Origin of the sequence: Streptomyces sp. NPDC007808 (assembly GCF_042868655.1) — a bacterium.
In the GTDB taxonomy this organism is placed as follows: Bacteria; Actinomycetota; Actinomycetes; order Streptomycetales; family Streptomycetaceae; genus Streptomyces.
Genome location: NZ_JBIAEQ010000014.1, coordinates 35,645 through 54,477 on the forward strand (window position 1 = coordinate 35,645; position 18,833 = coordinate 54,477).

Genomic DNA, 18,833 nt, shown 5'->3' on the forward strand with positions numbered 1-18,833 from the left:
CACGCCTTGGGGGCACTTCTACGAGGTACGAGGTACGAGGTGCCGGCTCAGCCGAGGAGAAGGGCCCCGACGGGCCGGCGCCTGGCGGAGCAGCCGTGGTTGGAGCGTGGCCGGATCGCTACCCGAAGTCAGCCCGCACGCGATCGGCGAGGGTGTGCCTCTGCTCCCCTCCATCGCCGTCGGCTGCGTCGGACTCTCCGCCGCTGGACACCGTCAGGTCATGCGCGGTCTTCGACAACAGGGAGACGTAGAACGGCAGATCGGGCAACGAGGGTGTGGTGAGGCTCAGGACGAGGAGCCGCTGCATACGGGGGAGGGGCAGGTACACGTCCGCCCTGGCCAGGGGGAGAGAGGGTGCCGTGGCGTCCGAGGGATCCGACTGCCACTCGACACCGCACAGGACCAGCACTCCTGGCCCCGCCGGGACACGGATCTCCTCGACGGCGTTGTTGTCGTTCGTGGACAGTGCCTCGAAGAGACCGCGTGCCGAGAGTTCGGCGTCCGGTTCGTCCAGTGGGTCGAGGCGGGCCAGCAGTGAGGCTGTGGTGAGACGGCCGTCAGGGGCCTCGTCGAGGCAGAAGCCGGCGTAGAAGGAGTTCTCGGCCAGGGCGTGGTCGGCCATTTCGCGGTAGGCGTGGAAGGCGACTTCACGTTGGAAGTCGGTTCCGGTCGGCCAGACCTCCTCCGCGATGGCCAAGAGCTGTTCAAGGCGTTCCTCACCGGCAAGGTCAAGGCCCAGGGAGTAGAAGCCTCCAGGAATGTCCAGCTGAAGCTCTGATGTGGCGGACTGCATTACCGGACCTTCCCGTGCTGGGGGAGCAGAGCCACGTGCCGGAGTCCCTTGGAGGCGTCCAGGTTCAGGCCGTGCTTGTGCGCGAGGCGGGTGAGGGTGCTGAGAGGGGTCCCGCGGAACTCTCGCGGGGACAGCCACAAGCCCTTGAGGAAGCCGCCGTCGGGCATGAGCGCGGGGGCACCCAGGTGGTGGAAGTTGGTGCGGCGGCTGAATTCCTGCCGTGCGATCTCGTACGACAGGCGGGCGAACTCCCTGTCCAGGTACGCCTCGTGCTTGGACGCATCATGAGACAGCCGGAGCATGAGCCTGCCAGGTGACAGGAACGAATGAAAGGCGAAGCGGTCCGGCAGCAGGGAACCCACGTCGCCCTCTCCGATCACGAGCACGAGCCGGCAGACCAACCGGACGGGGATGTCCAGGGGAATGACGACCCACTGCACGATGAACCACAGGACCAGTCCCAGCCGTGACGGGTGGGGGAGGACGGGGTCGACGTACGACGGGGAGTGCGGTGTGGAGGCCATGCCTATTCTCCGGTCACGCTGTTGTAGATGCCGCTGACCGTCCCGGGCAGGGACTGTGCGAGCTGCGGGCCCTTGGACCACCACGACAGGGGGTCGAGGCTGCCGTCCGGGCGAATGGCCGCCTTGAGGGAGTCCAGGTCCCTGAGCACCGGGGCATTGGCGATCATGTCGTTCAGCTTGCCCTCGGTGAACGTGGAGCCGAGATTGTGGGCGACCGAGTTCTCCCAGGCGAGCTTCAACCGGTTGCCCACGCCACTTGCCGCCTCGAAGACGCGGCCTTCCGCGGCGGGCATGATGCGGCCGGCCTCGCGGGTGAAGTTGCTCGCCTGCGCGACTCCCTCGTCCGCGAGGCGGTTCAGCCGAAGGACCTTCTGTACGTCGTCGACGTTGGCGACGACTCGTTCCACGCCCTCCTCGACGATCGTCGTCGTACGCACCGCGACCTTCGCGGATCCGGTGACCGCCGTCTTCGCGAACCCGGCCCCAGGGATGATCCCGACCGCGTCACCTACGAGATCCATGACCCCCACGTCAGCCCCACCGATCTTGGCCGCGCCGTGGGCGAGCAGCGCGCCCGCGGAGAATCCGGCGCTGGCCAGGGCCAGGGCACCGGACAGAGGCGGACACCACAGGGTCAGCAGTGCCAGGACGCCCAGGACCGCGGAGATGTTGCTCAGCCAGTCACCGATCGTCTTCAAGAGGTCCTTGTGCCGGGCGCACCACTCCTGGATGGCGTGCCCGAGCTTTTGGAACTGGTCGCCCAGACGCTCCCAGAACCCCGGGTCGGGTGCCTTCTCGGTCGCCTTGCGCAGCTGACTCGCGACGCCCCGAGCCTGGGACTGGTGCTCCTCCAGCAGACGCTCGGCCCGCTTGATGATCTCCTCCAGTTCACGCTCGGCCTGGTCGAGCCGCGCCGAGGCCGCCGACAGTTCGCCGTCTGCCTGCCGTAGCCGGACGCTCGCCGCGTCGATCTTCGCCTGGGCATCCTGGAGAGCGGGGCCGGTGAAGTACTGACCGCTGAGACGGAAGGCGGGGTCGGACGCGGCCTGGTTGTAACGGTTCGTCGCGGTGTCCTTGCTCTTCTCCGCTGACGCCACCTGCCCCTTGGCTTCCTTCGCCTGCGCCTCGTACGTCCGCGCCGTGTGCTGGTAGTCGGCGAGTGCCGCACGCCACTTCGTCAGCTCCGAGGACGCGGTGCTCATCGCCTCCTGGCTGTCCTTCAGGTAGCGGGGCAGTTCCCCGACCTTCTTCGAGAAGGCGGAGGCGGCGTCTCCGGCCCATGTGACGTTCCCGGTGAGGCGCTTGATGCTGTTCTGCGCGTTGTCCAGTGCGGCTGCCGCCCGCTTGGTGCGGGCGGCGAGTGAGTCCACGTTGCCGGGGCTGCCCGGAGCGGGGTCGAAGCCGAGCGAGGGATAGGAGTCGCTGCTCACTGGGTGCCGCCCTTCCCGGCGAAGCCGTCGCGAAGTGCGCTCTCGACGTCCCGGTAAGTGTCGCGGGTCTTCTTCAGGCCGTCCTCGATGCCCTGCGTGCCCTCGGCGATCTTCGTGATCGCGTCGTCCCAGCTGTCGTGGAACTCGTCGCAGGCGTTGTCGAGTTCCTTGCTGCCCGTGGTCTTCGGTCCGGTGTCGCGCAGGGCGTTCAGTGCCGCTCGCATCTCGTCCTGGCTCCGATGGAGTTCCCTGACCAAGGTGTCCAGCTCGGATATGTCTACCTTGAAGCCCGCTCCCATGGCGTGGCATCCCCCTTGTCTTGCACAGGCGCACGTCAACCGCGCCGCAACACGCTATCCAACGGGATTGTGGAACCACGCTGGGGGTTTGCTCGTTTGCACAACCTTCACGGCTTCTTCGGGGCAGGTACCGGAAGTGGTGTCGGGCGAGCGATGACCCTTGCCGGCGCATTCATCCCGGACAACCTCTCCGCCCACACGGCGCGCGCATCCGCCACTGGGCGACGCAGCCCGTCCAACCGCGAACCGCAGCCCGCGAGCGCCGATGGGGACAGGTTCATGAGAAGGCCAGCGACAGACAGGTGACTCAGGAGTAAAGGGCTTGACTCAGGAGTGGAGGGCTTGACTCAGGAGGTGGAGGGCTCGATCTCTCCCGCAAAGACGATCACCTGGTCGATGAGGCTCCGCCGCAGATGCACGACGTCCGTTCCCGCCAGGCGGGGGCCTCCGTCCGGCGTGGTGAAGACCCACTGGTACCGGGCCCACTCGTCAGGCATGTCCACCGCTGAGCAGCGCACCATCGTGCCGGTCCCCGCCGGGTGGCGCCGGATGTCCAGCACGAACCGCTCGACCGCCGCGATTCCTTCGCTGCGACCCAACGGCCCCCAGAAGACCACGTCCGAGGTCAGGGCCTGGGAGAGCAGGGCAGTCACATAACTGTCATCCGAGGCGTTGAACGCGGAGATGAACGTGTCGATCGCGGAGCGTGCGGTCTCTTCCTGCATGTCCCAGTAATACCAGCCGTTTCGCGTGCCCCGGTCCGCGAGCCGCCTTCCGGAACACGGTGAACAACCCCGGTCACAGCACTGGTTGCACACCATGAGAGTCGACTACGTGCGCACCTCGGCGCCACGGGCGCCGTGGCGCCCGCCCTGGCTGCCGCGGCCGTCCAGGACGGCCGGATCCGGGGCAGCGGCGAGATCCGTACGGGGATGGCGGCGGTGGGTTCCCCTCGCGGTCGTCGCGCTGCCGCCGGCGTGCGTGCCGGCATGACCCGAGGGCCGTGAGGGGTGCGGCTCGCCGTTGTCCTGCCGCTCTCGGGCGGACGGTCGCTAAGCTCGCCTGCCATGACAACGCATGGCGGTGACGCGGCCGAAAGGTCGGACGGGACGGGAGGGCGGCCCCTGGCCCCGAGGGAGAGTGCGGACGAACTGCGGGCACGGTTCCAGAGTCAGGGCCGACCGGAGCTCGCGGAGCAGCGGCGGCGCGATGTGCGGCAGGCAAGGGGCATGTACGCGGCGGTCGCCGGGTTGGTCGCCGTAGTCTGTCTGGTCCTGCTCGCCGTACGCCTTGGTCAGGGCGACGCGCTCGGCGTGTGGGTGGCCACGTATGCCGCGGGTGTGCTTCTCGGTGGGTGGGGTTTCGTGCTCGCGCGCATCGGCCACACGCGCTGGGCGATGATGGTCGCTTGTGTTGCGGTGGCGTTGGCTGGTCTTGGCGACAGCCCGGCGTTTCGCTGAGGAGCCGGGAAGTGGCGTTCCGCTCGACGAGCAGGACCTCGTGCGGCCGCCGGCGGACACCGCCCTCGTTCCAGCCCGGCGGTCGATGCCGGCCTCCTTCCAGCTCGGCGGTCGCCCCCCTCGTTCCAGCCCCGCCGTCGATGCCGGCAGGTCATGCCCGAGCCGAAGCGAGTTCAGGCACGGCCACTCACCACCGGCCCGGCATGAGCGGAGCAGCCCCGTAAGCCGAGCCGATGGACGACGTCAGGCGGCAGCCCCCATGGCACCCCGGCCGCCACCCGACTGCCTCTCGGACGCCGGGTCGTGGCGTACCGCGAGGTACATGCCGTACGCCAGCAGCCCCACCGTGCCAACGATTCCGATGACCAAGCGCCAAGCCACCCCGGGAGCGGGAAGCGCGAGCACTACGACGCTGAGCGTCCACAGCAGCAGGACGTTCATTGAGCGGTTCGGGATGCTGAGGATCCAGCAGCCGTTGAGGTCCAGCAGTCGGCCCTCGCTCCCGGGGTTGACCGGAACCTGATGATCGCCTCTCGCGCTCGCGGTCTCCTCGTGCTCCGGGGCGAGCCCGCCCGGGATGAACCAGCCGGCATCGCCGACGAAGACCGCCCCCGTACGATGCGGCCCCTTCCGACTCCCGTGCCTGTTGCGGCCGGGCACCCAGACCAGATGGCCTTCCGCACGCCCCACCGTCTCCACGTACCTGGCATTGTCCGCAGGAACATGCAGCTGCACGGGGCCATTGACGCCATCGGCGATGTCCAGGGAGATACGTGCCTTGCCGGCACCATAACCGTCGTACCCGGAGACACGCGCCCTCAGCACACTTTCGTTCCCGCGCAGTCGCCGCGGAAAGCGCTGATCCCTACGGGTCGTCAGACGCCCGAAGGTGATGGTCACCACGAGGACCAGCCATGCCAAAGCCAGAATCCAGGTCCACCAGTTACTCATGGCCCGACCGGTGAGTCGACGCTCGACATCGGCCCTGTCGTTGTCGCCCACGGCCCCCAGTTCCGGTCGGTCGGGGGCGTGGGCGACGTAGACCTTCGCACCGACCACCGCGGGGTCCGGAAACTCCGACCTGAAGTCGACGCGCTGCCCTCGCCCGGCTTCGTCGGCCGCAGGCAGCGTCACCGTCACCGTCACCGTGCAGTGGTACGTGCTGCCGTTCCTGTGCTCGTCCTCGACCACATCCCGCACCGACTCCACCGGCAACGCCCGCACAACGGCGCCCGCGGAGGCGATGTCCGCCGCCTTGCCGCTGGGTGTGGCTTCACCCACCCCGAGGGCGAGCGGGAGGATCAGCGCCACAACCGCGCCGTAGACCACCAGGGCCTCGTTGTTCCACAGAGCCGATGCGCCCCGCAATCTTCCGGGTAGCTCTCCGGGGTCGTTCTCGCCCGCCCGCGACAGGCGGTCGGCGAGGGCGCGGTAGACCTCCGCGGGCTCCGCGTTGCCCGAGGCGCGTCGCAGTGCCCATGCCGAGACGGCCAGGACTGCGAGGGCGCCCGCGCAGCCCAGCACCAGAGCGTCACGCATCGTGGACTTCACCATGAAGAGCCAGCACCCGAGGAGCACGGTCATCAGGGTGCAGGCCCCCCATGCCACCGCCTTGCCCAGGACGACGGCCGGGCCGAGCGTGCGAATCACGCTGTGCTGCACGGCTCCCGTCCCTGTCCCTCCCGAACCGTTCATCCGAAGTCGTCCACGAGAGTTGTGTTCCTCGCGTGCTCGCGGAGCCGCTGGGCCGTCTTCCGCTGCCCTTCGGCCAGGTCGTCCTCGATGCCGTCCGCCTCCTTGAGCCGGTTACCGGCCACACCGAATCCGGCCCCCACTCGGTTGCTCGTGGCTTCGTCACGCATCGCGTTCCGCTGCTCCTGCGTCAGGCCGCCGGCATCGGCTCCGGTGCCGGACGACGTCGCCTGGCCGCAGCTGCCTCCACTCGCGCCGGCAGCCCCGCCGCTTCCGCGGGTTGCGCTCGCGTCGGCGGCTCCGCCGGAAGCACCGTCCGCAGTGCCGCTGCCGTCGGCCGCCCCGCCTGAAGTGCCTTCTGCGCCGGTGGCACCTACTCGGAGGCCGGATGCCTCACCTGATCCCGGGCCATGCGCCATTCCGCCTCCGACGCCCCCGCCGGCCGCCCCCGCCCCTGCCCCGATCAGCGACTGCGACCAGTCGAACCCGTCATCCTCGTCGGCCCACGGGCCGGAAGCGTTGACGGCATCCCCGACCAGGCTGCCCGTCGCTCCACCCACGGCACCCGCGCCGATCGACTCACCGATTCCGCCCCCGAGCCTTCCGCCGAGCGCCGCATCGGCGAGCTTTCCCATGCCTGCCCCCGCCATCCCGCCGACGAGGTTGTTCTCCCACTCGGGGCCCTTGCCGCTGAGCAGGCTGGTGGTCACCCCGTTGCCGAACTCGATCGCGGTCCGGCCGGCGAACGTACTGGCGAAGTGAACGCCGTACCGCACAAGCTCGTTCGAGTGCTCACATGTCCGCAGCCTCTCGAAGCACCGGGCGATGGCAGCCAGGATCCTGCCGAGCCGTGCCGCGGCGCTTGCTGCCTGCCCGGCGAGTCGGGCCGCGTTCGCGGCACCCGCTGCGGCGGAGAAACCGAGGGTGATGAAGGAGGTGGCGATGGAGACACCGATCGTGACACCGATCTCCGCGTAGATCGCATGGATCTCGTCGTTGATCTCCTTGATCTTGTCCGCTGCCTCGTTCAGGCCCTTCTGCGCCTCGCCGAAGCTCGGTTGAGCGTCCGCGACGGAAGTCTTGATCTCTGCCCAGTGCTTGACGAAGGCATCGGCGGCCGGCCCTCGCCACTCGTCGCCGTACACGTCACGAACGACCTTGTCCATGTGTACGACGAACGTGTCGAGCGCTTTCCCCATCGCGCCCCACGCGTTGGCGGCGTTCCGCAGAACGTCCGGCTCGCCACCGGGGTTCCAGAGTTCCAGTCCGGCTTCGTACACGGTCTCCGCGGCCGACTCGTCACTCACGCGCTCCTCCCCTTGAACAGATCCGCCAAGGCGTTCTCGGCGGCTGCGGTGTTGCGGGAGTTGTCGGAGAGGTTGTCGGCCATGTCATAGAGGTGGTCCTGTAACCCCTGGACCGCCTTGGTCATATGCTCGGCCAAGTCAATGTAAGCGGTGGTCACTTCCTCGGACTCCGTCAGAAAGCCGAACCCGTCGTGGATGGCCTCGGCATCCGTCCTGGGCTTGAACCTTGCCAACTGCTCACCGAGTTGATCGGCCTCTTTCTTGAAGGCGCCGCTCAACTTTTCGAGCGCTGAGCGGCCGACATAGAACCCGTCCGACACAAGGTTCTCCCTCTGTGTGTTGTCGCGCGCCGTGCAGCAAACCCTCCGGCTCTGCAGGGCACTTCACGCGCACGCTTGGCGGAATCGCCGATTGTGCCGGGCGGCGGCCGCGGCTCTGCACATCCGGAGTGCATGCCGAACGTCTTCACACAGGGTCTACGCCTACCCTCAGCTGCAGCGCGACGGGGCCTTGTGGCGGCTCGACCGGCGAGCGTCGAGTCACGGCATCATGCCTAAGGGGGACTGCCTGATGTACCACGTATGACCCATACGCCCTGCTTCGGGTGGAATGGCATCCCTCATGAGGGTGAGCTCGGCAGCTCACCGGGCGGATGATGGCGCGGACCTCGGGCGCCCGAGTGCGCGGTTCAGGTCAGCACCTTGAAGAGGGACGTACAGACGACGAAACACCCGACGAACTCGCCAGTGCCGTACGTGCGTCGATTCCGGGTGCGCTGGCAAGCGCGAACGGTGACATGGAAAACCGCGTATTCGGTGACCCCGGATTCAGTAGGGGATCCGGAGAAGCGCCCGTTCCTCGTCGAAACGCAGATGCGGATGACGCTCTGGCGAGGGCGGGTTCGCTGCCGAGCCTTACCCTGTCAAGGGCGTGGCCGCGGCCTTTCCCCAAGCAGCAGCTTCGGCGGGGCTCGGTGACAGCCCCGCCGTCCACTGAGGCGGACTGCCGAGAAGTCACACGTGACGGCGCTTGTTGCCGACGAGGTAGGCAATGCCCCAAGCGGCGGCTGCGGCGATCACGAGTCCGAGCGGGGAGGTCCAGTCGACTCCGCCGCTGGCTTCGTCGATCCACCAGGCCTTGGCCGGGAAGAAGGGCTCGGATTCCAGCAGTGACTTGAGAGCCATGCCGCCGTCTTCCTTGACGATGTAGATCGGGAGGAAGTTGGCCCAGCCGAAGAAGGCGCCGAGCGTGGCGACGATGGCTCCGCCGATGCGGGCGCCGTTGCTGTGATGACCCACGCTGCCGATCAACGCGCCGACGATCGCTCCGTTGAGGAGCGCGTGCGCCAAGTAGAGGGTGGTGGACGTGGCGAACGTCAGGTCCTTGGCTATGACCACGATGAGGACGCTGAAGAGCAGCGCGACGATGAAGGAGACGAGGAACCCGAGCAGGACCGCGCCGACGGGATTGCCGCTCCTGACCGGCTGTTGCCCGAAGGGAGGCGCCTGGTACGACGGTGCCGCGTACATCGGGGCCGGTCCGGGCATGTGCGGCTGCCCGGACTGCATGAGGGGTTGCCCGGCCTGCATCGGGGGCTGCCCGGGGACGGGGGGCGCTCCGAAACCCGGTGGCTGCGGCGGGCCGGGCTGGGCGTACGGGTTGTAGGCGTTCGGCGGTTGCTGCGACTGCTGCGGTTGCTGCGAGGGCTGTGGTGGTTGGGGAGGCTGCGGGGGCGGCTGGAAGGGCGGCTGGCTCATCGATTTCCCACTGAGTGAATTGATGGGAACAGCAAGTTATCAGTGAGATCAGGAGGGGGACGTCGGAGCAGGAGCGGGCCGCGTGAAGAGCGGCCGTCAGCACGCAGAATCCGCCGCCGAACGACCGGGGCCGGCCCGTCAGACCCGGTCGTCGAAGTTGTAGTCCTCGAATACCCTTTGCCACCCCTGTGTTCGGGAGGCCGCAGGGTCGATGAGCTCCAACCAGTGACGTAGATCCGACTCCGTGTCCTCGATCGACCAGTCGGAGGCGCGCCACCAGTAGTAGAGGCGGACCATGGCGACGAACTGGGCGAGACTGCTTCCGGCCAGATCGTCCGCGATCCCCGACCAGCCATCCTGCAGTACGCGCCCGTCGCGGCCGTCGAGGAGGAGGCGCGCGCCTTGCCAGCTGCCGAGGGCGAAGTACGAGGACTCCGTCCCGTCCGCTTTGCCGAACGGCTCGGCAACCGGGTGCAGGCCGGTGTCCTCAAGGCCGGTGGTGTCGAGTTCGAGGAAGCCGGTGACACAGGGGAAGCCGACTTCGGAAAGAAAGGCGCGCGCACCGACGTCGGAGAGGGCGGCCGGCAGGCTCTCCTGCGGGAACCGTTTGACCGCCGCGGATCCGAAGACGTCCGTCAGCCAATCGGTCGTGGGGGCCAGTGCCGGGGCGGGCAGGTCGGCCCGAGCAAGCGTCGTGTCGGTGCCCACCAGATGCTTGAGGAGTCCTGATGTGCCCTCCTGGCCTGCGCTCTGGTTGATCTCGACCGCACAGACCCCGTCCATGGTTGCCAGAGCGATGTGATGGCCCGAGCGCGTGGCTCGACGGATGTACTGAGGCATGCGGGGCAGATCCACCTCCCCGCCGGCAGCTCCGGCGGGGCGCCACCCTCGGGGCCCCTGATCCGCCCGCACGGTGCCGGACGCGTCCGCGGCCTCACCGGGCTCGGCTCGGGGCGCGCCCGTGGCCAGATCCCAGGTGCCGATGTGGCCGCGGCGTGTGCGGGCTGTGACCAGGTCGCCGGTCGGGGTGCGCGCGATCTGGAGTGTCCGGACGATCGGGCGCCTGACCACCGCGTCCGTGCCGAACGCGCCGGCACCGACGCCCTCGGCCCACAGTGTCCGCCAGGGCAGGATCACGGGGCCGGCCGCCGGCAGAAGTAGATCGGCGGCGGCTTCCTCCGTCGGTCCGGCCTGCATCAGGGCCAGATGCCACAGCGCCAGCCACTCACCCTGGGACGAAGGCCGAACACCGCGGCGCACCAGGTAGTGGAGGCGGGCCCCGGCAGTTCCCTGCGGGATGGGCCGTCCATGGAACGCGGCCTCGAACGCCTCGAAGAGCGTCTCGTGGCCGCTCCCGACGACTGCTGCCGTGTCATTGAGGAATGCCTCGAACTGGTCGGCTGCCGCAGCGTGACCGGCCAGGGCGCGCTCGGCGTACCAGCGTGTCGCCTCGGAGGCGTCCGCGGCGGACAGCGCGGTGACTGCGCGCGCGTGCCAGGACCTGGCCTCCTCGGCGGGCATCTGTGTACGCAGGTGTCGGGCCGCTGCCTCCTGTTTGAAGGAGAAGAGGGGGGTGCCGGTCCCGTCCTCCGTCCGGTGGAGCCAGTCTCCGGCCTTCGGCTCGCCGAGCAGCGACTCCAGCCGGGACTCGGGGACGTCTTGGCCGAGCGCGGCGCAGAGGATGGACCACACGGGGAGGGGAACGAAACGGTGCTCGGCCAACGCCAGTGCATCGAGGGCGGACGTCAGGGCCGCATCCTCGGCCGACTCCGCGAAGGCGGGCATGCGCTCGAAGCCCCCCTGCAGCGTGAGATGCCGTCCGCGCAACTCGTCGGCCCTACCCGGGGCATCGTCCACTTCGACCAGCAGGCGCATCCGCAGCCCGCGCGGAAGGAACGTGATCAGCGCCCGTGCCACCCGATCGACCACACGCTCCGGTTCGCGCGATGTGCGCAGCCGGCCCGCCCACTGTGTGTTCGTGAGCACCACCACGGGGTCGCCCTTGATCCGGCGGGCCACGGAGCCGAAGGTGTCGTCGAAGGAGTCCGGGGCGGCGATGCCAAGGGCTTTCGCCAACTCCCGGGCCACTTCCTCCGCTGACCTGCCGGCGCAGTCGACGTGGGCGGCGGCCGGATGGCGGGCAACGACTGCGCGCAGCACGCCCGTTCTGCCGCTGCCCGCACGCCCGCCGATCCATAGCCAGGCGCTGGTGTCGCGAGGACGGTCGATCCACCGCAGCGCACGGCTCAGAGCGAGTTCTGCCGTGACTTCATCGAGGTTCGGAGTCGCGCTCATGCGTCGGTCATTTCCTACCGTCAGACCTGCTCTGACCTGGGCGTTTGGTGTCGGAAAGGCGTAAGCCTCGAGAATAGCGGCGCCTTGTTCGAAGCGATCCCGGCAAATCGGCTTCCATGGCCTGTGCCGCATTGTCATGCCACCGCGCGGATCCCTGAACGGTTCGACCAGTTCGCCTCTTGAGGCGCTCGATCCAGCCGCCCGAGTGCGGTTCGCGGTGGTCGGGGCGTGGTCCCGCGCAGCTGAACGTCTGCCGCCTTCCGTTGCGGCCGGTGCGCCTTTCGTGCTTCCTGGGCCTCTTCCGACTCCGACCAGTGGTCAGCGGACTGTTCTCTCGCGCCGGTACGCGAGGGCGGCGGCGCCGGGTTAACGGTCGCCGCATCACAACGATTCCGGGACGTCCGACTCTCCGTCGAATGCTGCCTGCCAAGGTGCGGACGATCCTGCCGGTTGGTCTATCTGCTGTGCCCAGGACGCGAGGCTGCGACGAGCGTCCCGTTCCTCGTACCGGGTGGGGAAATCGCTGCGACGCAGCGTGACGTACAGAGCCACCAAGGTCATGAACTGCCGCAGGCTGCTGCCGAGCAGCTGCGGTCCGGCGGCAGAGGCCAGCAGTACGCGGCCGCAACCACCGTCGAGGACGACCTCCTCGCCGAGCCAGGTCCCCAAGCGGTAGCCCGGCTCCTGGTGCCCCCGTGCCTCGGTGGCTTCCAGGCCGGTCCGGTCAAGGGCCACGGTGGTCAGGAATCTCGGCTCGCCGCCGTCAAGAGCGGGGAAGCCGAGGTCGGTCAGGGTGGCACGCGCTTGCGGGTGGACGACCCCGGCAGGGACTCGGTTCGGCTCAAGTCGGCGGAGTGCCTGCTCACCGAAACTACTCGCGAACCAGGACCGATCGGGCCCCTCGGCCGTGAGGAGCGGGGCGGGCATGGGCCAGATGGCCGCGCGGCGGACCGGGGCGACGAGTGGGCTGGGCCAGCGCGGCGGCCCCGCTTCCAGTTCCTTGGCCTCCAGCACTTCCAGGGCGAAGAGGCCCCCACTGCCGCCCAGCACCCAGCGATCGCCCTCGGCCTGCGTCGTGTCCCGGACGCTGCGGGGCAGTTGGGGGCACGGCAGCTCCGAGGGCATCGGAGGGGCCGGGTGAGTGTCGACGGCACGGCCGACCACACGGTCGACTTCTCCATCGTCGTCGAGGAAGACGTCGACCACCGACGGGACCGCGGTTTCCGTGCCGTCCGTGAGCCTCCACACCCGTTCCAGATAGCGCTCGTCGCCCGGTTCCTCCGACTCGTCATCCATGGGCAGAGGCAACTCGCGCTGAGTGGTCACCACGGGGAGGTCGTCGTTGAATCCGAGCTCCACGTAGTCCACAGCCCCGCTCGTCCCGGGGTGCTGCCCGAACACGCCGTACGGACGCCACCGCGACCACGAGGTGCGCCAGGGCAGCCGCACGGCAGAGTCAGCGAGTGCGTCCGCCCACTCGGTACGTCCGCGGTTCACGGCAGCCCAGTGCAGCCAGGCCAGCCATTCGGCCTGGGACCGCGGTGCTACGCCTTCCGCATCCAGGTAGTGGGCGTCGGCGGCGGCGCCTCCCATGGGCACGCCTTCCGGCCATGCCCGGGCGATCCCTTCCAGCAGACCGATCCGGTCGCAGAGGGCCACGAAATCCGGCTGCCTGTCCAGAAGCCGGGGCAGGGCGCCGCCCAGGGCCGCGTGGACTGCGGCGGCACGAGCTCCGTAGTCACGCACGCGTGCAATTGCGTCGGCGGAGGCGGGGATCGCCGGAGATGTGCGCGTGGAGGCGAGCAGGGCCTCGGCAATGGAGACCTGTTCGGCAGGGGCCAGTGAGCTGTGTGACCTGATGCCGTACTTCAGCGCATCGGATACGAGCGTCGCACTGATGCCGGCGGCCGTGTCCTGCACCGCCACTACCTCGGGGAGCTGTTGCGCGAGCCGACGAAGAGATTCCTCTTGGGTACGCTCCCCCAGCACGGAGCAGAGGAACTCCCAAACCGCCAGCGGGGTTTCGCGTACTTCAGATGCGGCGAGCGCGCGCAGCTGAGGGTGGGAACCGAGCAGTGCCGCAACATCCGCCCCATCGGATTCTCCGTCCAGGACGATCTCATTCGGGCGGCGGATGTGCACCCGGCTACGAGCAGAGTCGGCTTCCACGACCACACGCACGCACCCACGACTGTGTGCACCGAACGCAGTAGCCAGTGGGCCGGCAATGCGATCCGGCTCGCTCGATGTGAACAAAGGGCCGGACCATTGCACGTTGGACAGCAGGACAATGGCATCACTGCGCACCTTCACGACGGCATCGAACAGCGGGTGCTGTCCCCGAAGTCCTGCGATATCGATGCCGAACTCCGCGAGAAGTCCACCGGCCACTTCATCCATGGTCAGACCGCGGCAGTCCACGAACACAGACGAGGGAAACCGCTCGCGCATCCTGCCCAGGAGTGCGCTCTTGCCCACCCCGGCGGCTCCGAGCAGGGGCAGCACCGATCCGCGTTGCCGCGGTTCGGCCAGCCAGTCACTGACAGCGCGCTCGGCTTCAGCAAGGATCACTGGTTCATCACTCCGATCAACGCTGGGCGGCTCACTCTACGCCACTGTTCTGGGCGGCCTTCATCCATATTCTGACGAGCTCGCCTCGGAACCGGTGCATATCCTCGTCGCGACGATCCTTGGCTTCCCTGTGTGCCCGCTCCGCGGCCTGCTCCGGTGTCTCGCCCTCTCGTATTTCGACGGCCGCAGCATCCATCTCGCCCATGCGGTAGCCGGCGGCGTAGTAGATGGTCGTCTTGTTCTGCTTTCCTTCAGGGACCGCCCTTTCCTCTTCCGATTTCTCGTGATACTTCTTCCGCTCCTGGCCTTCTGGGCGCTCCAGCTCGTGCACGAGGTAGTCGGAGCAGTTCGCTGAGGCGGGATGGGTCTTGTCTCCGCAGGGCTCGAATTCCGTGTACATAGCAGGCGCTTCGTAGCGGCCCGGGTTCGCCTGGTCGCGTGCGCGAAATGCCTCACCGAGTACCGGCTCGGAGTGATCCTGGCTGATGTCGTCGGAGTTCGGTGGCACAGAGGAGTCGATGATGTAGTGAATCTCGGTGGTGCCGTCTTCCTTCGTCTCCACCACTTCAAGTACTGCGTAATTCTTTCCGGAAAAGTCGGGGCGCAACAGTCTCCGTCTTTCCCGCATCTTTTCCTTCTCTTCCTCTGTCTTGCCCGCCTCTTCCTTCTTGATCCTTGCCTTGTCTCCGACGTGTTCGTTCCAGAGAGAGGTGAACTTGCGCTTCTCGGCGCGCATCTCCTTGGCGTTGTCCGGGTCATGGCCGCCCTCCAGGAGCCCCTGCACCGCCGCGTATTCGCGAGCCAGCGAGGCCGGGTCCACACGCTCGCCGGTCTTGGGGTTGTGCCGGGAGTGGAGATCTGCGCCGCCGGACTCATCCACGGAATGCGCCTCGTGGAACGCGCTGCTGAGGCGGGCGATCGCAGCGACGGTCGCCATCCTCTCCTCGCGACTCATGTCCTCGAACCCCGGACGGAGCAGATCGTTCAGCCGCTGCTGGCTGATCGGCCCCTTGGCGGATTCGCGGATGGCGTCGATCAGCGGTGGAGGCGTCCCCTCGGGGCCGGGTGCGGCCCACTCATGGAGGCGTCGGACGACAGGACTGAGGTCCACCTGCTCGACACGGTTCGTCTGACGCAGCCGGTCCTGTGACTGGTCGGTGAGCATCCCGTAGTGGGTGTGGGAGCCGTCGCCCGGCTGATCGACGCCGTAGCCGGGGGTTCCTTCTGCTCGGGACGAGTCGTAGGGATCCCCAGCGACCTCCTTGGCCCTGGCGATCTCGGCCGCTCGCTCTTCCGGGGACTTCGACTTCTTCGGCTTCTTGCCCTCGTTCTGTCCTTGCTCGTTCTTCTTGCCCTCATCCTTCTTCTCGTCCTTGTTCTTGCCGTCGTCGGCGCCAGCTGGGGCTTCGGGCGCCCGCCGGTCGCTCGTAGGCGTGCCTGATGTCTCGCGTCCGGGTTGCGAGGCCGTGCTCGACCCGGAGTGGCTGCCGCTGTCCGGGGCAACCGCGCGTCGGTTCGAGTCCAGCGGGATCGCGAAGACCCCGTTGTCCCCGCTGTGCAGGGGCTTCGAACTCTGCTGTCCTGTCTGGGCGTCGATGTATGTGATCTTGCCGTTGTGGTTGACGGCGTTCCAGGCGTGGGCCCGTCCGTTGGCGTCCTGTGTGATGATCACGGCCTGCGAGCCGTGTCCGCTGTTGCGGAGGGTGTTTTCCAGGCGGTTGAAGGCGTCGCGTCCGTTGCCCAGGTCGCTGAAGCGGGCGCCGAGGGTGTTCTCGATGCGGTCGCGGCCGCCCTTTTCGCCGCGGTCCGAGGGGTTGCCGTCGGCGTCCAGGTCGGGGGTGCGGCTGGCGGCGGCGGTGGGGTTGCCGGCGTAGGTGTCGACTGTGGACAGGGCCACGTCGACGCAGTTGTTGTTGCGGCCGGGGGCGTTCCGGCCTTCGCCGTTGATGCGTTCGACCCACCGGCCGTCCGCCGGGTTCGGTGGCCGGGTCGGGTCGCCGTTCTCGTCTCGGGGGACCGAGTTCTCCAGTGCGTCCTGTTCGGCGCGGGTGGGGTCGGTGACGCCGCCCGGGGGGTTGGTGTTGCGGGTTTCCGAGGCCGGGGTGGGTGGCTGTATCGGCTTCGGGCTGTCCGAGGAGTTCTGTTGGTTGGGGCTGTTGGGGGTGGAGTGCGGGGTGGATTGGTGGGGCTGGTTGTTCGGCGCCGTGGTCACGTGGTGGATGGGGACCGGGGTGACCTGGGGCTGCTGTTGTTGGTTCGGGGTGTTCGCCGGGGGCTGTTGGGTGTTGGGCTGCGCTCCCGGCTGGTTGGGGGTGTTCGGTGTGCTGCCGGCCGGCTGGTGGGGCGGCTTGGAGGGGGTGGAGCCGGCGCTCGGCTGGTTGGGAGTGCCGGGTGTGACGGGTGTGCCCTGAGTGGTTGGGTTGTGGGTGAGGGGATTGTGGGTGGTGGGGCCGGGCTGCGTCGAGGAGTTCGGGGTGCTGCTGCTCGGTTTGGAGGCGGGCCCCGAGCCGGTACCGGTCGTGGGGGAGGGCGTCGCCGTGGGGGTGCCGGTGGGCGGCGATGCGGTCCTGGGGGGAGTGGCCTGGGTTGCGGTCTGGTTCGGGCTGGTCGTGCTCGGGTTCTGGCCCGGGGTGGTGGTACCCATGCCGGTGGCCGGGCCCGTGGTGTTGCGGGACGGTGTGCGGTCGCCCGGAGTCGTGCCCGGGGTGTTGTTGCCGGGCGCAGGGCGGTCGCTCGGAGCCGTGGTCCCGGGAGTGTTGCCTGGGGTGGAGCGGCCGCCCGGGGGTGTGCTCCCCGGGGTGTTTCGGGGCGCGGTCCCGTCGCCCGGCGTCGTGCTCCCAGGGGTGCGCTGAGTCGGAATTCGGCCGTCGGGAGTGCTGGATGCACGTCCGTCCGCCGTACCGGGTATTCGGCCGTCCGGTGTCGGGGCCGGCGTACTCCGAGGTGTTGTAGGTGACGTGGGGCTCGGAGTCGATGCAGGGCCGGTCCCGGTTGCGGAGGGCGTGACGGGCGTACCGGCGGAAGGATTCCTCGCCGGGCCCGAGCTGGGATTCGGGCTCGTCGCGGACGAGGTGCCGCCGGAGCCGCTCGGGGTGTGCTGCGTGCCCGGAGTCGCGCCTCCGGTGGAAGGCGCCGTGGGGGACGTCGGCATGGCCGAGCCGCCGTCCGTACGGCCACCTGTCCCACCCGAGGTGGGGTCGGCGGTCGGCGTCGGCGCAGCGTTGGACTGTGTGGGCGTACTCGCGGCCAGCCCGTCGATCTGGGTGCCGATCGAGCCGCCTCCGGGGGAGGACGACGTCCCGCCCGGCGACGCGGATGTGGGCGCGGACTGCGCGGTCGGGGACGACAGGCCGGACACGGGGGAGCCGCCGCCGGAGTGCGAGGGACCGGGCGCACTCGGAGTGCCGGACGTACCGTTGGCGTCCGCACCGCGCGGCGAGGCCCCGCCGGGAGAGGGGTCGTCGAAGTCCGACAGTGACGGTCCTGCGGAGGGCGCCGGCCTGGAGTACGGGGTGTCCGAGGAGGACCGGTTGCCGGAGTCGTTGCCAGGCCCGGAGTCGGAGTTGGGAGCTGCACCCACGTTCGGGGCGCCGATGTCGTTGCCGCCGGTGTCGGCGGATATCCCGCCGCCGATGTTCACGCCGGGGCCGTTGCTCGCACGCGTCGACGGGGAAGAGTCCGGGCTCGACGAACTCGACGAGTTGGAAGACGAGTCGGAGGACGAGGAATTGGAGGAGGACGAGGAGTCGGAGGAGGACGAGGAACTGGAACTGCCGGACCCGGAGTCCCCGCTGCTGTCGGAGCTGCCGCTCCCGCTGTTCCCGCCGCTGCTACCGGTGTCGCCCCCCGCCGGCCCCGCCGGCCCGTCGTACCCGTCGATACGGCTGTCGATGGCGTGCCGAGCCCGGCTGCCCGCCTTCTGGCCCAGGCTGTCGCGGACGCCTTCGGCGAAGGTCTGCGGGCTCTGCCTGAGGGCGTCGAGGCCCGCCTGGCCACCTGCCTTCATGGTGGCGCCCACGTCGTAGCCCTCCTGGGCGCCGAAGCCGACGTTCACCGTCTGCCGCACGAGGTCGCTGATCATCGCCTCGACCGCCGAGATCGCGGGCTCCTTCAGCGTCTCGATGAGCGCCTCGATCATGGCTTGTTTGAGCTCGTCCAGGATGCGCCGGACGATCAGCCGGGCAGCCTGGGTGGCGCCCATTCCCGCGACCGAGGACAGACCGAAGGTGAAGGGTGCGGCGGCAGCGGCGGCGGCGATCTGGATGGCGAGGGCGATGAGCTGGGCGATCACCGCCCACTTGGCGAACTCGACCAGGTACGCGCAGGCCTCAAGGACGTTCGCGATGAGGAAGGCGGCCTCGGCCGCGTTGCGGAGGTAGCCGTCCTGGCCGCCTCCGCCGTCGAACTTCTCGTACGTCTTGGTGAACTTGTCGATCGACTCGCCGGCATTGTGAGCCGTCACCGTGCGGGCGCTGTTGTTGGCCTTGGTGTGGAGCTCGGTGACCTTGCCGCCGAACTCCCGCCACATGGTGGCGCAGTCCCTGAGCTTGTCCTCGTTCGCCGTCGGCCACTTGTAGCCCAGCATCTGGAGAACCCACTCGAGTTCGTCCGGCAGCATCATCGCCACAGCAGAAAGCACCCCCGTCACCCGTTGCGGCCGTACAACTCCCTCGCTCCTCAAGCCAAATCACACAGGAGCACAGCC

At 68.7% G+C, this 18,833-nt stretch carries 13 protein-coding genes; 1 reads left to right on the forward strand and 12 read right to left on the reverse strand.

Annotated features, from left to right (window positions below):
• Window positions 1-118: 118 nt before the first annotated feature.
• The 5 genes from ACFYNL_RS38580 to ACFYNL_RS38600 all read right to left on the reverse strand — a co-directional run bounded on the left by ACFYNL_RS38580 (window position 119) and on the right by ACFYNL_RS38600 (window position 3,771).
• Window positions 119-793 carry a hypothetical protein gene (locus ACFYNL_RS38580; protein WP_388812623.1) on the reverse strand — a complete coding sequence of 225 codons (675 nt, stop codon included), beginning with the start codon at window positions 791-793 and terminating at the stop codon, window positions 119-121.
• Window positions 793-1,317, reverse strand: a complete 525-nt coding sequence (locus ACFYNL_RS38585; RefSeq protein WP_388812626.1) for a hypothetical protein — start codon at window positions 1,315-1,317, stop codon at window positions 793-795. Before ACFYNL_RS38585 ends, ACFYNL_RS38580 begins: the two co-directional genes overlap by 1 nt.
• Window positions 1,318-1,319: 2 nt before the next feature.
• Window positions 1,320-2,747: a putative T7SS-secreted protein gene (locus ACFYNL_RS38590; RefSeq protein WP_388812628.1), complete on the reverse strand. Its 1,428-nt coding sequence runs from the start codon at window positions 2,745-2,747 to the stop codon at window positions 1,320-1,322.
• Window positions 2,744-3,046: a WXG100 family type VII secretion target gene (locus ACFYNL_RS38595; protein ID WP_388812631.1), complete on the reverse strand. Its 303-nt coding sequence runs from the start codon at window positions 3,044-3,046 to the stop codon at window positions 2,744-2,746. Before ACFYNL_RS38595 ends, ACFYNL_RS38590 begins: the two co-directional genes overlap by 4 nt.
• Window positions 3,047-3,393: 347 nt before the next feature.
• Window positions 3,394-3,771, reverse strand: a complete 378-nt coding sequence (locus tag ACFYNL_RS38600; protein WP_100602404.1) for a nuclear transport factor 2 family protein — start codon at window positions 3,769-3,771, stop codon at window positions 3,394-3,396.
• A gap of 504 nt (window positions 3,772-4,275) precedes the next feature.
• Between ACFYNL_RS38600 and ACFYNL_RS38605 the strand changes: the two genes are divergently transcribed.
• On the forward strand, window positions 4,276-4,506 hold the full coding sequence (locus tag ACFYNL_RS38605; protein ID WP_388812634.1) for a hypothetical protein: 231 nt from the start codon (window positions 4,276-4,278) through the stop codon (window positions 4,504-4,506).
• 243 nt (window positions 4,507-4,749) lie between these two features.
• On the opposite strand, the gene ACFYNL_RS38610 is transcribed toward ACFYNL_RS38605, so the two are convergent.
• The 7 genes from ACFYNL_RS38610 to ACFYNL_RS38640 all read right to left on the reverse strand — a co-directional run bounded on the left by ACFYNL_RS38610 (window position 4,750) and on the right by ACFYNL_RS38640 (window position 18,767).
• Complete coding sequence (locus ACFYNL_RS38610; RefSeq protein WP_388812637.1) at window positions 4,750-6,168, reverse strand: hypothetical protein; 1,419 nt, start codon at window positions 6,166-6,168, stop codon at window positions 4,750-4,752.
• Between the two features lie 29 nt (window positions 6,169-6,197).
• On the reverse strand, window positions 6,198-7,505 hold the full coding sequence (locus tag ACFYNL_RS38615) for a WXG100 family type VII secretion target (protein WP_388812639.1): 1,308 nt from the start codon (window positions 7,503-7,505) through the stop codon (window positions 6,198-6,200).
• Window positions 7,502-7,825, reverse strand: coding sequence for a hypothetical protein (locus ACFYNL_RS38620; RefSeq protein ID WP_388812642.1), 324 nt, complete (start codon window positions 7,823-7,825; stop codon window positions 7,502-7,504). Before ACFYNL_RS38620 ends, ACFYNL_RS38615 begins: the two co-directional genes overlap by 4 nt.
• A gap of 693 nt (window positions 7,826-8,518) precedes the next feature.
• Window positions 8,519-9,262, reverse strand: a complete 744-nt coding sequence (locus ACFYNL_RS38625) for a hypothetical protein (RefSeq protein ID WP_388812645.1) — start codon at window positions 9,260-9,262, stop codon at window positions 8,519-8,521.
• Window positions 9,263-9,400: 138 nt separating this feature from the next.
• A complete protein-coding gene (locus ACFYNL_RS38630; RefSeq protein ID WP_388812647.1) occupies window positions 9,401-11,557 on the reverse strand; it encodes an SUKH-4 family immunity protein in 2,157 nt (718 codons plus the stop codon).
• Between the two features lie 381 nt (window positions 11,558-11,938).
• A complete protein-coding gene (locus ACFYNL_RS38635; RefSeq protein WP_388812650.1) occupies window positions 11,939-14,128 on the reverse strand; it encodes an SUKH-4 family immunity protein in 2,190 nt (729 codons plus the stop codon).
• Between the two features lie 31 nt (window positions 14,129-14,159).
• Entirely contained in the window at window positions 14,160-18,767 is a 4,608-nt protein-coding gene (locus ACFYNL_RS38640) for a toxin glutamine deamidase domain-containing protein (RefSeq protein WP_388812653.1), read from the reverse strand.
• Between the last annotated feature and the right edge of the window lie 66 nt (window positions 18,768-18,833).